The organism is Mesorhizobium sp. PL10 (assembly GCF_053714315.1).
Genome location: NZ_JBSKBR010000003.1, coordinates 104,497 through 117,105 on the forward strand (window position 1 = coordinate 104,497; position 12,609 = coordinate 117,105).

Here is a 12,609-nt window from a genome sequence, read left to right on the forward strand (position 1 = left end):
GGTGCCGGCAACTGCCATCGCCTACATAGCTGAAGCCACCGTCCCGGAGTTTTTTTGATGACCGCAGCGCTTTTCCAGCCGATCACCCTCGATGGCCTGACCTTCCCGAACCGCATCGCAGTGGCGCCGATGTGCCAATATTCCGCCGACGACGGCTCGGCCAGCGACTGGCATCTCCATCACTGGATGAACCTGGCGATGTCGGGCGCTGGGATGATCACCGTCGAAATGACCGATGTCGAGCGGCGGGGCCGCATCACCCACGGTTGCCACGGCCTTTATTCCGACGACAACGAGGCCGCTGCCCGGCGCACGCTGGATGCGGCCAGGCGCGTCGCCGCCCCGGAGACGAAATTCGGCATCCAGCTTGCTCATGCCGGCCGCAAGGCCTCCAACAGAAAGCCCTGGGAAGGCGGCGGTCCGCTGCAGCCGGGCGAGGATCCCTGGCAGACCGTCTCGGCTTCGGCTATCGCCTATGACACCGGCTGGAACGTGCCGCATGCGCTGGAGGAGGATGAAATCCTGCAGCTCGTCGAGCGCTTTACTCAAGCCGCAAAGCGGGCCGAGCGAGCCGGCTTCGACTTCCTCGAACTGCACGCCGCGCACGGCTATCTGATCTTCCAGTTCCTGTCGCCGCTTTCCAACCAGCGCACCGACCGCTGGGGCGGGTCGTTGGAGAACCGCATGCGTTTCCTCCTGGAGATCGCCAAATCGGTGAGGAAAGCCGTTCCAGACCTGATGCTTGGCGCACGCCTGTCGGTAAAGGACTGGGTCGATGGCGGCTTCGACGTCGCGGACGCGATCGAGGTGGCCAAGGCGTTGAAAGCGCTGGGCATTGCCTATCTCTGCTGCTCGAGCGGCGGCAATTCGCCGTTGCAGAAGCTGCCGATCGGCCCCGGCTACCAGGTGCATCTGGCCGAAGCGGTGCGCAAGGGCGCCGGCATCCCGACGCGGGCTGTCGGTCTGATCGACGATCCCGCCCAGGCCGAAGCGATCGTCGCCGACGGCCGCGCCGATATGGTGGCGCTGGCCCGCGCATTCCTTGCCGACCCGCGCTGGGGCTGGCGCGCCGCCGCCACCTTTGACGAGAAAATCCATCCGGCGCCGCAGCTCGCCCGCTCGGTAACGACGATGCAGCACTGGATGAAGGACTGAGACGCCTGCACCGACGGACGCAAACGCATCTGCTGGACAGGTTGCCGCAGCTTCGCTTTAATCCATCCCGCAATAGTCCCTGGGGTAAGGCCGCCTTGGCGGCCGGGGTTGGGAGCAAAGTCATGGCATCAAGGGCAATCTATCCCGTCGCCGCCGCTCTGGTGGTCGCGCTGTCGTTCGCCGCGTCATCACCGGTTGGCGCGCAATATTGCGAAGGCACGGTGCATGGCCTGTCCAGGCACTACGATCTGGATACGGGCAGCGGGTTTCTTGCCGTACGGGCGCGGCCGAACTCGTCGTCGCGCATGATCGGCCAGTTGTTCAACGGCGATCACACCGAAATCTTCGACCGCCGCGGCAACTGGTACCAGATCGACTTCAAGGGCCGGACCGGCTGGGCCAACGCACGCTGGCTGCGCAACGATTGCGGCTACTGAGAGGCCTCTGAGACGTTTGGGCGCAGGCTGACTGCCACTTTTGCAACCAAATTGGCTGCTTTGCGTTGCGGCCATCATGGATAACAAACCTTTTGAAACGCCCGTCGTGGTCGAGCTCGGCCATGTCGGCAAATATCGCCAGATCCGCAGCACCCAGGAAGCGGCGGAGTGCCTGATGACGGTCTGGCCGCTCAATCGCGGCCCGCGCCATCGTGATGCTCTCGACACTTGCCTCAAAGTGCTGGAAGGTTATCGTTCGACGGCCGATGCGCGCCGGGCATTGATCGAAGCGGCCAAGGAATCGGAAGTGCTGGTTCCGGAAGACCGGCTGCCCGACGCCAAATTGCATTGAACGAACGGACGAACCGGAGGATTTCATGGCGAAGCTGACTTACAAGATCGTCGAGCATGACGGGGGCTGGGCCTACCAGGTGGGTTCGACATTCTCGGAGACATTCCCCACCCACCAGGACGCGCTGCGCGCCGCCGAGATCGCCTCGGCCGAGCAGCAGGTCGCCGGCACCACGGACGGCATCCAGTATGAGGACGCCGACGGCAAGTGGCACGACGAACTGGCCGACGGCCGCGACCGGCCACAGACCGAAGTTTCCGACTGACTTTTTCTCTTCGCCAGCAGCCTGACGGGCTCAATCCGGCGCGAAGGCTCGCTCGGCGATGCGCTTGATGAAAGCGACGACGCGGTCCGGCTCGACGAATTGCGGCATATGCCCAAGGCCGTCGACGGCCTCGAAATCGAGCCCTTCGATCCTGTCCTTCATCGGCTCTCCATGGGTGTGCACACCAATGACGCGGTCGACGGATCCGAAGAAAATGCCGGCCGGCATGGCGATCTCACCATAGAGCCGCTCGATGCGGCCAAGATCCTCTTCGACCGCCACGAAATCGGTGGAGGTCGCATGGAAATGGCTTGGCCTCAGCCCGAGCCATCCGCCTCCATCGACCATGTAGTCGGCGGGAACAGGCTGCGGCGCGAAGATGAACTCCATTGTCGGCTGCGCATATCTGAGACTTGTCGGTATCGCGACCGTATAGGCCATGATCCAGCGCCACACGCGCGAACGGATGTAGAGCAGGCCCGCCTTTTCGCGCACGCCGGCTTCCAGATGGGTCAGCGGCGCCAGCAAGGCGATGCCAGAAATCGCGTCGGGATGGTCCACGGCCATGGTCAACGCGACGGCGCCGCCCAGTGAGTGCCCGACAACAAGCGGCCTTTCCAGGGCGAGCGTTTCGATGAAGCGCCTGATGATCTCGGCCTGCTCAGGCAAGCGGCCTGTCGCCCCTCTGGCCCGTACCGAATAGCCCGATCCCGGGCGGTCGATTGCAATCACCCGGTAGCCCGGGCCAAAGCGTCCGAACAAAGTGTGCCTGAAATGATGGAGCTGGGCGCCAAGTCCGTGCACGAATACGATCGGCCTGCCTTCGCCCTCGTCCACATAGTGGATGCGGTTGCCGTCGATCTCGACGAACCGTCCATTGGCCGGCACCAGCCTTTCGGCCTTGACGGCAATCCAGAGCGTCGCTGCCACCAGGCAGGCGACGATGACGAGAGCCAGTACGAACAGGCCAGCGACAAGCCATGGCAGAATCGATACCAGCATTTTTCACCCGGGAGCGGACCGGCGCACACCATCACCCACTGCCGAACGCACGGCAAGGCAGGTGGCGGCTTCCGTCGGCATTGCCGCCCGTTCCATGTCGCGCTATCTCAGGCAACCTTGTTTGACCAAGACGGTCCTGCCTGTCCTGCGCCCTCACCGGAGCCTTCCATGCCTGAAATCGTCACTGCCGCCATGCTCGTCATCGGCGACGAGATTCTCTCCGGCCGCACCAAGGACAGGAACATCGGCCACCTCGCCGACATCATGACGGCCATCGGCATCGACCTGAAGGAAGTGCGCATCGTTCCCGACGAGGAGGACGAGATCGTCGCGGCGGTGAATGCCGTGCGCGCGCGCTACACCTATGTCTTCACCACCGGCGGCATTGGCCCGACGCATGACGACATCACCGCCGATTCGATCTCCAGGGCCTTTGGCGTGCCCTGCGAATACGACGCCAAGGCCTATGCGATGCTGGGCGAGAGCTATGCCGCGCGCGGCATCGAATACACCGAGGCGCGTAAGCGCATGTCGCGCATGCCGCGCGGCGCCGACCATATCGACAACCCGGTCTCCGTCGCGCCCGGCTTTCGCATCGGTAATGTCCATGTCATGGCCGGTGTGCCGTCGATCTTCCAGGCCATGCTCGACAATGTCGTGCCGACGCTGAAGGCCGGCACAAAGATACTGTCAGCCAATGTCCATTGTCCGTTCGGTGAAGGCCTGATCGGCGGCCCCCTGGGCGACATCCAGAAGACGCATCCCGACACGATCATCGGTTCCTACCCGAAATATGGCGACGGCAAATTCTGGACGGAATTGGTCGTGCGCGCCCGCAGCCAGGAGGCGCTGGATTCGGCGCGTGCCGATGTCGAGGCGATGGTGGCCGGCTTCACTGCCGCCAATTGACCTTGGGTTCACGGGGCCATCGCCGAGCCGGAACCAAGCGCCGTACTCTAACGTTTTCCCTCCAGCGCACCATGCGCCGGCAGATTTGAGGGATTTCCCATGCGCTTCAAGACCATCGTCGCCATATTGCAGAATGAACAGGATGCCGAGCGCGTGCTCGACTGCGCCATTCCGCTTGCCGATCGGTTCGAGAGCCATCTCATCGGCATCCATGCCGAAGCGCTTCCCGTTCCCTACACCTCGGCCACCGGTTTCCCCGACACCGAATTCTTGCAGGTTTCCGCCGACATGAACCGCGAGCGCGCCGAAAAACTGCAGGCGCTTTTCCTCGGACAGATCGAAAAATCCGGCCTGTCCTTTGAATGGCGCAGCCTCGAGAGTTTTTCCGGCGACAGCGCGCTGACCGGCATTTCCAGCGTGCGCGCCGCCGACCTGATCATTGCCGCCCAGCGCGAGACCGGCGGCGATCCGAGCGCCGATGTCGACACGCTGGTCTACGATGCCGGCCGCCCGGTGCTGGTGGTGCCGCACGAAGGCCCGCTCGTCACCACATTCAAGCATGTGCTGCTGGCCTGGAACGGCAGCAAGGAGGCCGCCCGCGCCGCCTTCGACGCCCTGCCCTTCATCATCGAGGCCGAGAAGACCGACATTCTGGTCATCGATCCGCCGGATACGCTGGACGACAATCCGGAAGCCGCCGGCGCGGAGATCGCGGCCGCACTCTCCAGGCATGGCGCGACGGTCAGTGTGTCGGTGCAGACATCGGGCGGCGACTCTGTCGATGACGTCATCCAGAACCGGATCGCCGAGACCGGCGCCGACCTTCTGGTGCTCGGCGCCTACAGTCATTCCTGGCTGCGGCAGCTTCTGTTCGGCGGCGTGACGCGCACCGTGTTGCGCACCGTGCCGGTGGCGGCTTTCCTGTCGCGCTAAATCGATCGCCCTTGCCAAGGCCAAGGCTTTCCGGCTAATTCCGCGCGCATTCGGCTCTGAATTAAAAATAGAGCATGATGTCGTCCGAAAACCGCGTCGCACTTTTCGGCATCATGCTCGCGCGCGGAGTGCACCAGCAATGTCCCTTCCTGAAAAAGCCTTTCCGGTCTCCTGGGACCAGTTCCACCGCGACGCCCGTGCGCTGGCCTGGCGGCTTGCCGGCGCCAACAAGGGTCAGTGGAAGGCGATCGTCTGCATCACCCGCGGCGGACTTGTCCCCGCCGCCATCATCTCGCGCGAACTCGGCATCCGCGTCATCGAGACGGTCTGCGTGGCCTCCTACCACGATTACACCAGCCAAGGGCAATTGCAGGTGCTGAAGGAAATCACGCCGGCGCTGCTCACCGATGACGGCGCCGGCGTGCTGATCATCGACGACCTCACCGACACCGGCAAGACCGCAGGGATCGTGCGCGCCATGATGCCCAAGGCGCATTTCGCCACCGTCTACGCCAAGCCGAAAGGCCGGCCGCTGGTCGACACCTTCGTCACCGAAGTTAGCCAGGACACCTGGATCTACTTTCCCTGGGACATGGGTTTTACCTACCAGAAGCCGATCGCCGACGATCACGCCGGCTGATTCGCAGCCCCCCTTTATCTGCCCAAGCGGCAAGGCCCGCGCAGTTTGCTGTGGAAACTGGCGCGCCAACACACAATATTCTGTTGAATCGACACCTGTTGGCGGATTTTGACGGGTTGGTGTGACGTTTTTTACTTTTATGACTTACACTCCGCCGTAAGATTCGTGTGACGGCAAACGATTCTGAGGGCTGGGGTAGCTTTCTCCGATGCTGACGAGACCAACGACGCACAACCACATGGCCGAAAGGGTCCGGCGACTCTTCGGCACCGCGCCGTGCCGTCTGCAGGTTGCCGCGCTACCCTGGCGCACCACCGAAAACGGCATCGAAATCATGCTGATCACCAGCCGCGACACTGGCCGCTGGGTACTGCCGAAAGGCTGGCCCGAAGCCAGGGAGCCGCTCTGCGAGGCTGCCGCGCGCGAGGCCGGCGAGGAAGCCGGATTGCGCGGCAAGATTTCGCATTTCGAGGCTGGCCGCTATTTCTACGCCAAGGCATTGGCGTCCGGCGAGGAAGTGCCCTGCGAAGTGCTGGTGTTTCCAATGCAGGTCGAGCGCGTTTCCGACCGCTGGAAGGAAAAGCGCGCGCGCACCCGCAAATGGGTCAACGCGGCCGACGCCGTGCGCATGATCAACGAGCCCGATCTCTGCCAGATCATCACGCATTTCTGCGCCGATCCGCAGAAATTCGTCGCTAGAACCTAGACGCAACTCCACAGCGACCCCAGCATATTGCCATGCTCCCGCATCGGGTGCTTGTCCATTGATTCCATTCGATGCTTCGCCCGCGGCGCCATTGATCCGAATCTCATCCGACGTCGACAAGATCCCTGCCCTCTCTGGCCACGATTGGCTGCGAGTTGACATGCAGGTATTTACCTGCATATTATATCTACAAGATGAGTGAGACCGATGGACGCCGACAAGGTTTTCAAAGCGCTGGGCGACCCGACACGCAGAAAGCTGCTCGACCTTCTGTGTGAGAAGAACGGACAGACGCTGGGCCAGCTTTGCGAAAATCTCGACATGGCAAGGCAATCCGCCACCCAGCACATCGATCTGTTAGAGGCAGCCAATCTGATCAGCACGGTCAAGCGTGGCCGCGAGAAGCTGCATTTCATCAACCCCGTGCCGCTGCACGAAGTCTACGAGCGGTGGGTGCACAAATTCGAACGGCAGCGACTGAGCCTGCTGCACGACCTGAAGCAAGAACTCGAAGGAGACGACCAATGACCCCAGAAACCACCAGTTTTGTCTACGTGACCTACATCAGATCGACGCCGCAAAAGGTGTTCGAGGCCATAACCAGGCCCGATATCGCCAAGCGCTACTGGGGCCACGAGAACGTCTCCGACTGGAAGCCTGGCTCAAAATGGGAGCATATCCGCGCCAATGACGAGCGAACCGTCGAACTCGTCGGCAAGGTGGTCGAAATCTCGCCGCCGACCCGTCTGGTCATAACCTGGGCCAACGCCTCGCAGGCCGACGATCCGACCAAACAGAGCCGGGTGACCTTCGCCATCGAGGAATATGACGCCATGGTTCGGCTCACCGTCAGCCATGACGAACTCGAAGCCGGCAGCGGCATGGCCAAAGGCATCAGCCAGGGCTGGCCGGCCGTGCTCTCCAGCATGAAATCCTTCCTCGAAACCGGCACCGGCATCGACCTTTTCGCCAAGCCGAAATCGGCCTGAACAAGCAGCCAGCGGGGAGAACGACAATGACCAGACACTTTACCGGCGGCTGCGCCTGCGGCGCGATCCGCTATGAGGCGAGCGGCGAGCCTATCTTTCAGAACCACTGCCAATGCCTCGATTGCCAGAAGCGCAGCGGCACGGGCCACGGCTCCTACGTGACCTTCGGCCGGCGCGCTGACGTAAAGATCACCGGCCAGCCGAGCACCTGGCGGATGATCGCAGACAGCGGCAATGAAAAGATCCAGGCCTTTTGCCCGACCTGCGGAACGCCGGTCTACGTGACCTTCGTCGCCATGCCGGAGGTGACGGCGATCCAGGCAGCCGGCCTCGACGACCCTGGCCAGTTTAACCCACACGCGATCACCTACACCGTGCGCGGCCACGCCTGGGACACGATCGATCCGGCGCTTCAGGCCTTCGAGCGAATGCCGGGATAGCCCAGTCACTCCGCTTGGGAAAACAATGCTGGAACAAAGAGATGGAGTCCCATCCTGATTCACCGGGATGGGACTCTCTTTTTTGTCCGGTCAGACAACCAGACCCTTGGTCAGTTCCAGCGCCTGGCGTTCAAACAGGCGGCGGTAGATGCCGCCCTTCAGCCGGATCAGTTCGTCATGCGAGCCTTCCTCGACGATCTTGCCGCGATCGAACACCAGGAGCCTGTCCAGCGCCCGCACCGTCGACAGCCGGTGGGCGATAACCAGCGTCGTGCGGCCGACCATCAGCCGCTCCATCGCCTGCTGGATCAGCACCTCCGATTCCGAATCGAGGCTCGATGTCGCCTCGTCCAGGATCAGGATGCGGGCGTCCGCCAGGAAGGCGCGCGCAATCGCCACGCGCTGGCGCTCGCCGCCCGACAGTTTCACGCCGCGCTCACCGACCAGCGTGCCGTACCCCTTCGGCAGGCTGGTGATGAAGTCGTGCGCGCTGGCGAGCTTCGCGGCATGCTCGATCTCGGCCTGCGTGGCATCAGGCCGGGCATAGGCGATGTTTTCCGCCAGCGAGCGGTGGAACAAGATCGGCTCCTGCTGGACGATGGCGATCTGCCCGCGCAGCGACGCCTGCGCCACATCAGAGATGTCCTGGCCGTCGATCAGGATCTGGCCCGAGCCGACATCGTAGAGGCGCTGGATCAGCTTGACGAAGGTCGTCTTGCCCGAGCCCGAGTGGCCGACCAGCCCGACCCGTTCACCAGCCACGATCTCCACCGAAAAGTCGCGGTAGAGCGGCAGCCGATGGCTGCCATAGTGGAAGGTGATGTCGTCGAAGCGGATACCTCCCTGCGTGATCCGGATCGGCGGAGCGCCGGGCCGGTCCTCGATGCCGAGCGGAACGGACTGGAAGTCGACAAGCTCCTCCATATCGTTGACCGAGCGCTGCAGGTTGCGGATATGCGTGCCGACGTCCCTGAGATAGCCTTGCAGCACGAAGAACGACGTCAGCACGAAGGCGACATCGCCCGCACTCGCCTGCCCCCACGCCCACAGCATCAGCGACAGCCCGATCACCGCCGTCCGCAGCACCAACAGCATCGCGCCTTGCGTCGTGCCGTTGATGGTGCCGCGCACCCAGGTGCGGGTCGTGCGCGACCGCCATTTGTCGACGACCTTGGCGAGGCGCTTTTCCTCGCGCGTCTCGGCGCCAAAACCCTTGACCACGGCGTTGCAGCTCACCGCATCGGCAAGCGAACCGCCAAGCCGTGTATCCCAGCCATTGGCGAGCCGCGCCGCTGGCGCCACATAGCCGAGCGACAGCGTCGCCGTCACCAGGATGAACAACACCGAGCCGACTGCTACGACCAGTCCCATCAGCGGCCAGAACCAGCCGAGCAGCAGCGTCGAGCCGACCAACATGGCGACCGACGGCAGCAGCGCGATCAGGATGGTGTCGTTGAGAAGGTCGAGCGCCCACATGCCGCGCGTGACCTTGCGCACCGTCGATCCGGCAAAGCTGTTGGCGTGCCAGTCGGTCGAGAAGCGCTGGACGCGATGGAACGCATCAGCGGCGATGTCGGCCATCATCTTGAGCGTCAGGTCGACGAGGCCCATGAAAGCGAGGTTGCGCACCACCAGGCCAGCCAGCGCCAGGCCAATGAGCGCAAAGAAAGCCGCTACCGCCGCATTCCAGGCGATGTCGTCGGCCGCGGCACCACTGGCGACGGCATCGACCAGCCGCCCCGAATAGAGTGGCGTCAGGACGTCGGCTATGGTCGCCAGCAGGAAGCCGCCCATGACCAGCGAAAGCCGCCACGGCTGGCGCCGCCAATGGCTGAACGTAAATCCAAGAACGCTGCGAAACGCGCTTGCGCGCAGATCGATTCGAAAACGAGCCATGATGTCATCCGGGCGCAAAAATGCCCGGTCCCGGTAAGGTCGAAAATTGAAAAACCGCGCCGGGCAATTCGCCCGGGGGCTGCGGAGGTTCGGCATAGGTGGCGGCGCGCCCTGGATATCGGGCGGCGACCGGCATCGGCAGAAGCCTGTACTCGACCCGGCATCGGCGCGAAGGGCAAACCTCCGCCGGACGCCGGTAGAGACCTAGGCTTCGCGGCCTCGCATTACCATGTTGACTACTGCCATTCGGACCTCCCGCAAGACAATTGCGGAGGCGTCTTTATAGAGACGCTCCATCGGATCGCCAAGACCGGGCGCGCAGCAAAGCGAAACTGGTCCAACCTGTGAGGTTATTTTGCAACAACGGGCGAACTGCGCTTTAGCCGCGATCCCTGAAACGGTTGGTGATGGGATAGCGGCGGTCGCGACCAAAATTCTTCCGGGTGATCTTCACGCCGGGCGCCGCCTGCCGGCGTTTGTATTCGGCAATGTAGAGCAAATGTTCGACGCGCGTTACCGTCGACCGGTCGTGGCCGCGTGCGACGATGTCGTCGACGCCCATCTCGTTCTCGACCAGGCATTCCAGAATGTCGTCCAGCACCGGATAGGGCGGCAGCGAATCCTGGTCGGTCTGGTTCTCGCGCAGTTCTGCCGATGGCGCCTTGTCGATGATATTCTTCGGGATCACCTCGCCGGAAGGGCCGAGCGCGCCTGGCGGCACATGGGAGTTGCGCCAGCGCGACAGCCCATAGACCTGCATCTTGTAGAGATCCTTGATCGGATTGAAGCCGCCATTCATGTCACCATAGAGCGTGGCATAGCCGACCGACATCTCGCTCTTGTTGCCGGTGGTGACGACCATCGATCCGAACTTGTTGGAGATCGCCATCAGGATGGTGCCGCGCGCGCGGCTTTGCAGATTTTCCTCGGTGATGCCTTCCTTGGTGCCTTCGAACATCTGCGTCAGCGCGTGCAAAAACCCCTCGACCGGCTCGAAGATCGGCACGATGTCATAGCGGCAGCCGAGCGCGCGGGCGCAGTCCTCGGCATCCTTCAGCGAATCTTTCGAGGTGTAGCGATAGGGCATCATCACCGCGCGCAACCGCTCCTCGCCGAGCGCGTCGACGGCCAAGGCGGCACAGATCGCCGAATCGATGCCGCCGGAGAGACCCAGCACGACGTTCTTGAAGCCGTTCTTGTTGACGTAGTCGCGCAATCCCAGCATGCAGGCGCGGTAATCAGCCTCCTCGCGCTCGGGGATTTTCGACATCGGCCCTTCCGAGCAGACCCAGCCGGCCTCTGTTCGCTTCCAGGTGGTGACGTCGACAGTCTCCTCGAACTGGCTCATCTGGAAAGCCAGGCTTTTGTCGGCGCCGATCGCAAAAGAGGCGCCGTCGAAGATCAACTCATCCTGGCCGCCGATCTGATTGGCATAAATCATCGGCAAACCGGTTTCGATGACCTGGCGGATAACGACCTGGTGGCGGACGTCCATCTTGGCGCGGTAATAGGGCGAGCCGTTCGGCACCAGGAGGATTTCGGCGCCGCTTTCGGCCAGGGTTTCACAGATGCCGACGTCGCCCCAGATGTCCTCGCAGATCGGAATTCCGATGCGCACACCACGGAAGTTGACGGGTCCCTGAGCCTCGGGTCCGGCCTGGAAGACGCGCTTCTCATCGAACTCGCCATAGTTCGGCAGATCGAGCTTGTAGCGCTCGGCGAGGATCTTGCCGCCATCGGCGAAGATGATGGAATTGTGGGTGCCGCTCTTGCGCTTCAGCGGCGTGCCGATGATGACGCCCGGCCCGCCATCGGCAGTATCCCCGGCGAAATCCTGCGCCGCCTTTTCGCAAACTTTCAGGAAGGCCGGCTTCAGTACCAGATCCTCGGGCGGATAGCCGGCCAGGAAAAGCTCGGTGTAGAGCACGATGTCGGCGCCCTGGCGGGCGGCATCCGCCCTTGCCTCACGCGCCTTGGCAAGATTGCCGGCGACATCGCCGACCGTCGGGTTGAGCTGGGCAATGGCGATGCGCAGAATATCGGGAGCGGTCTTCTTGGTCATGCCTGCGGTTTAGCGCGGCAGAATTGCCCGGGCAATGGCGTTCGTTTGGACCAATTCGGTGATCAGTCGTCGCCCATATACTCGCGCAGTGATTGCGGCGAATGGTTCTCGCCGATCGACATCGCCAGGATGCGCGAAATGTGCCGGCGCGGCAGGCCGGTCTCTTCAGCCCATCGGTTGATCTGCGCCTGGATCTTGTCGAGATCCCTCTTCGACGTCGGGCTTTCGGCGATGTCGAGGCCGGCATCGCGCAAGGCAGCCGCCATATCGGCCGAGATGACGAAGGCGTCCCATTCCAGCCAGCGCAGGAAATACTGGCCGGTGTTGCCGCCGAGCCGGCTGCCGTGCTTGCCAAGATACGCCATCAGCCCGACCTGGTCGTCGGCCGGCCACTCAGCCAGGAATTTGCCGAAGCTGCCATGCTCCTTCGACACGCGCTCGACAAAGGCGGCGTTGTCGCGCACCGACTTGATCTTCTGCGGATTGCGCACGATGCGCTTGTCGGCCGTCAGATCGTGCCAGAAATCGTCGGGCTGGAACAACAGCCGCTTCGGCTCGAAGTGGAGGAAGGCTTCCTCGAATCCCGGCCATTTCTGCTCGATGACGCGCCAGACGAAGCCGGCGGCAAACACGCGCTCGGCCATCGTCGACAGGATGCGGTCGTCGGTGATTCCGGCCACGGCGGCGTTGTCGGGCAAAGGACCGAGCAGCGACGTCAGCACCGCATCGCCGCCTTTGCGCTTTGCGGCACGGGCATGAATCCTCTGGAAGTCGGCCATTGGCACCCTGATTCACTGTCGGTGGACGCGCAATCTACCACTTC

15 protein-coding genes are annotated in these 12,609 nt (G+C 63.0%); 11 read left to right on the forward strand and 4 right to left on the reverse strand.

What is annotated here, in order from left to right; all coding sequences use genetic code 11:
- Positions 1 to 57 precede the first annotated feature (57 nt).
- From ACWGTO_RS06680 to ACWGTO_RS06695, 4 genes are all read left to right on the forward strand, one after another.
- The gene (locus tag ACWGTO_RS06680) at positions 58 to 1,155 is read left to right on the forward strand and encodes an NADH:flavin oxidoreductase/NADH oxidase (protein ID WP_454574083.1); all 1,098 of its coding nucleotides are present in this window, start codon (positions 58 to 60) and stop codon (positions 1,153 to 1,155) included.
- 122 nt (positions 1,156 to 1,277) lie between these two features.
- Entirely contained in the window at positions 1,278 to 1,592 is a 315-nt protein-coding gene (locus ACWGTO_RS06685) for an SH3 domain-containing protein (RefSeq protein ID WP_454574084.1), read from the forward strand.
- A 73-nt stretch (positions 1,593 to 1,665) separates the two neighbouring features.
- On the forward strand, positions 1,666 to 1,944 hold the full coding sequence (locus ACWGTO_RS06690) for a DUF982 domain-containing protein (protein ID WP_032891817.1): 279 nt from the start codon (positions 1,666 to 1,668) through the stop codon (positions 1,942 to 1,944).
- Between the two features lie 25 nt (positions 1,945 to 1,969).
- Positions 1,970 to 2,209 carry a DUF2188 domain-containing protein gene (locus ACWGTO_RS06695; protein ID WP_454574085.1) on the forward strand — a complete coding sequence of 80 codons (240 nt, stop codon included), beginning with the start codon at positions 1,970 to 1,972 and terminating at the stop codon, positions 2,207 to 2,209.
- Between the two features lie 30 nt (positions 2,210 to 2,239).
- On the opposite strand, the gene ACWGTO_RS06700 is transcribed toward ACWGTO_RS06695, so the two are convergent.
- A complete protein-coding gene (locus ACWGTO_RS06700) occupies positions 2,240 to 3,211 on the reverse strand; it encodes an alpha/beta fold hydrolase (protein WP_454574086.1) in 972 nt (323 codons plus the stop codon).
- Between the two features lie 168 nt (positions 3,212 to 3,379).
- On the opposite strand from ACWGTO_RS06700, the gene ACWGTO_RS06705 reads away from it, so the two are divergent.
- The 7 genes from ACWGTO_RS06705 (at position 3,380) to ACWGTO_RS06735 (ending at position 7,828) form a co-directional block, all read left to right on the forward strand.
- The gene (locus ACWGTO_RS06705) at positions 3,380 to 4,120 is read left to right on the forward strand and encodes a competence/damage-inducible protein A (protein ID WP_454574087.1); all 741 of its coding nucleotides are present in this window, start codon (positions 3,380 to 3,382) and stop codon (positions 4,118 to 4,120) included.
- 99 nt (positions 4,121 to 4,219) lie between these two features.
- Positions 4,220 to 5,053, forward strand: a complete 834-nt coding sequence (locus ACWGTO_RS06710; RefSeq protein ID WP_454574088.1) for a universal stress protein — start codon at positions 4,220 to 4,222, stop codon at positions 5,051 to 5,053.
- Between the two features lie 139 nt (positions 5,054 to 5,192).
- On the forward strand, positions 5,193 to 5,693 hold the full coding sequence (gpt, locus tag ACWGTO_RS06715; RefSeq protein WP_181061551.1) for a xanthine phosphoribosyltransferase: 501 nt from the start codon (positions 5,193 to 5,195) through the stop codon (positions 5,691 to 5,693).
- A 208-nt stretch (positions 5,694 to 5,901) separates the two neighbouring features.
- Positions 5,902 to 6,399: an NUDIX hydrolase gene (locus ACWGTO_RS06720; protein ID WP_454574089.1), complete on the forward strand. Its 498-nt coding sequence runs from the start codon at positions 5,902 to 5,904 to the stop codon at positions 6,397 to 6,399.
- Positions 6,400 to 6,606: 207 nt separating this feature from the next.
- Entirely contained in the window at positions 6,607 to 6,927 is a 321-nt protein-coding gene (locus tag ACWGTO_RS06725) for an ArsR/SmtB family transcription factor (protein ID WP_454574090.1), read from the forward strand.
- On the forward strand, positions 6,924 to 7,388 hold the full coding sequence (locus ACWGTO_RS06730; protein WP_454574091.1) for an SRPBCC family protein: 465 nt from the start codon (positions 6,924 to 6,926) through the stop codon (positions 7,386 to 7,388). The genes ACWGTO_RS06725 and ACWGTO_RS06730 overlap by 4 nt, the downstream gene beginning before the upstream one ends.
- A gap of 26 nt (positions 7,389 to 7,414) precedes the next feature.
- Entirely contained in the window at positions 7,415 to 7,828 is a 414-nt protein-coding gene (locus ACWGTO_RS06735) for a GFA family protein (protein WP_454574092.1), read from the forward strand.
- A 90-nt stretch (positions 7,829 to 7,918) separates the two neighbouring features.
- Here the strand turns inward: ACWGTO_RS06735 and ACWGTO_RS06740 are convergent, their stop codons facing one another.
- From ACWGTO_RS06740 to ACWGTO_RS06750, 3 genes are all read right to left on the reverse strand, one after another.
- On the reverse strand, positions 7,919 to 9,724 hold the full coding sequence (locus ACWGTO_RS06740) for an ABC transporter ATP-binding protein (RefSeq protein WP_454574093.1): 1,806 nt from the start codon (positions 9,722 to 9,724) through the stop codon (positions 7,919 to 7,921).
- A 379-nt stretch (positions 9,725 to 10,103) separates the two neighbouring features.
- Complete coding sequence (locus tag ACWGTO_RS06745) at positions 10,104 to 11,786, reverse strand: NAD+ synthase (RefSeq protein ID WP_454574094.1); 1,683 nt, start codon at positions 11,784 to 11,786, stop codon at positions 10,104 to 10,106.
- 62 nt (positions 11,787 to 11,848) lie between these two features.
- Positions 11,849 to 12,565 (reverse strand): DNA-3-methyladenine glycosylase I, encoded by a 717-nt coding sequence (locus tag ACWGTO_RS06750; RefSeq protein ID WP_454574095.1) that lies wholly within the window; start codon positions 12,563 to 12,565, stop codon positions 11,849 to 11,851.
- Positions 12,566 to 12,609: the final 44 nt, after the last annotated feature.

What these genes read in the sequence shown, in the direction of transcription:
- gpt (WP_181061551.1), top strand. Translation starts at nt 5,193, where the DNA reads ATGTCCCTTCCTGAAAAAGCCTTTCCGGTCTCCTGGGACCAGTTCCAC.
- ACWGTO_RS06740 (WP_454574093.1), bottom strand. Translation starts at nt 9,724, where the DNA reads ATGGCTCGTTTTCGAATCGATCTGCGCGCAAGCGCGTTTCGCAGCGTT.
- ACWGTO_RS06695 (WP_454574085.1), top strand. Translation starts at nt 1,970, where the DNA reads ATGGCGAAGCTGACTTACAAGATCGTCGAGCATGACGGGGGCTGGGCC.
- ACWGTO_RS06725 (WP_454574090.1), top strand. Translation starts at nt 6,607, where the DNA reads ATGGACGCCGACAAGGTTTTCAAAGCGCTGGGCGACCCGACACGCAGA.
- ACWGTO_RS06720 (WP_454574089.1), top strand. Translation starts at nt 5,902, where the DNA reads ATGCTGACGAGACCAACGACGCACAACCACATGGCCGAAAGGGTCCGG.
- ACWGTO_RS06705 (WP_454574087.1), top strand. Translation starts at nt 3,380, where the DNA reads ATGCCTGAAATCGTCACTGCCGCCATGCTCGTCATCGGCGACGAGATT.
- ACWGTO_RS06700 (WP_454574086.1), bottom strand. Translation starts at nt 3,211, where the DNA reads ATGCTGGTATCGATTCTGCCATGGCTTGTCGCTGGCCTGTTCGTACTG.
- ACWGTO_RS06680 (WP_454574083.1), top strand. Translation starts at nt 58, where the DNA reads ATGACCGCAGCGCTTTTCCAGCCGATCACCCTCGATGGCCTGACCTTC.
- ACWGTO_RS06735 (WP_454574092.1), top strand. Translation starts at nt 7,415, where the DNA reads ATGACCAGACACTTTACCGGCGGCTGCGCCTGCGGCGCGATCCGCTAT.
- ACWGTO_RS06745 (WP_454574094.1), bottom strand. Translation starts at nt 11,786, where the DNA reads ATGACCAAGAAGACCGCTCCCGATATTCTGCGCATCGCCATTGCCCAG.
- ACWGTO_RS06685 (WP_454574084.1), top strand. Translation starts at nt 1,278, where the DNA reads ATGGCATCAAGGGCAATCTATCCCGTCGCCGCCGCTCTGGTGGTCGCG.
- ACWGTO_RS06750 (WP_454574095.1), bottom strand. Translation starts at nt 12,565, where the DNA reads ATGGCCGACTTCCAGAGGATTCATGCCCGTGCCGCAAAGCGCAAAGGC.
- ACWGTO_RS06730 (WP_454574091.1), top strand. Translation starts at nt 6,924, where the DNA reads ATGACCCCAGAAACCACCAGTTTTGTCTACGTGACCTACATCAGATCG.
- ACWGTO_RS06710 (WP_454574088.1), top strand. Translation starts at nt 4,220, where the DNA reads ATGCGCTTCAAGACCATCGTCGCCATATTGCAGAATGAACAGGATGCC.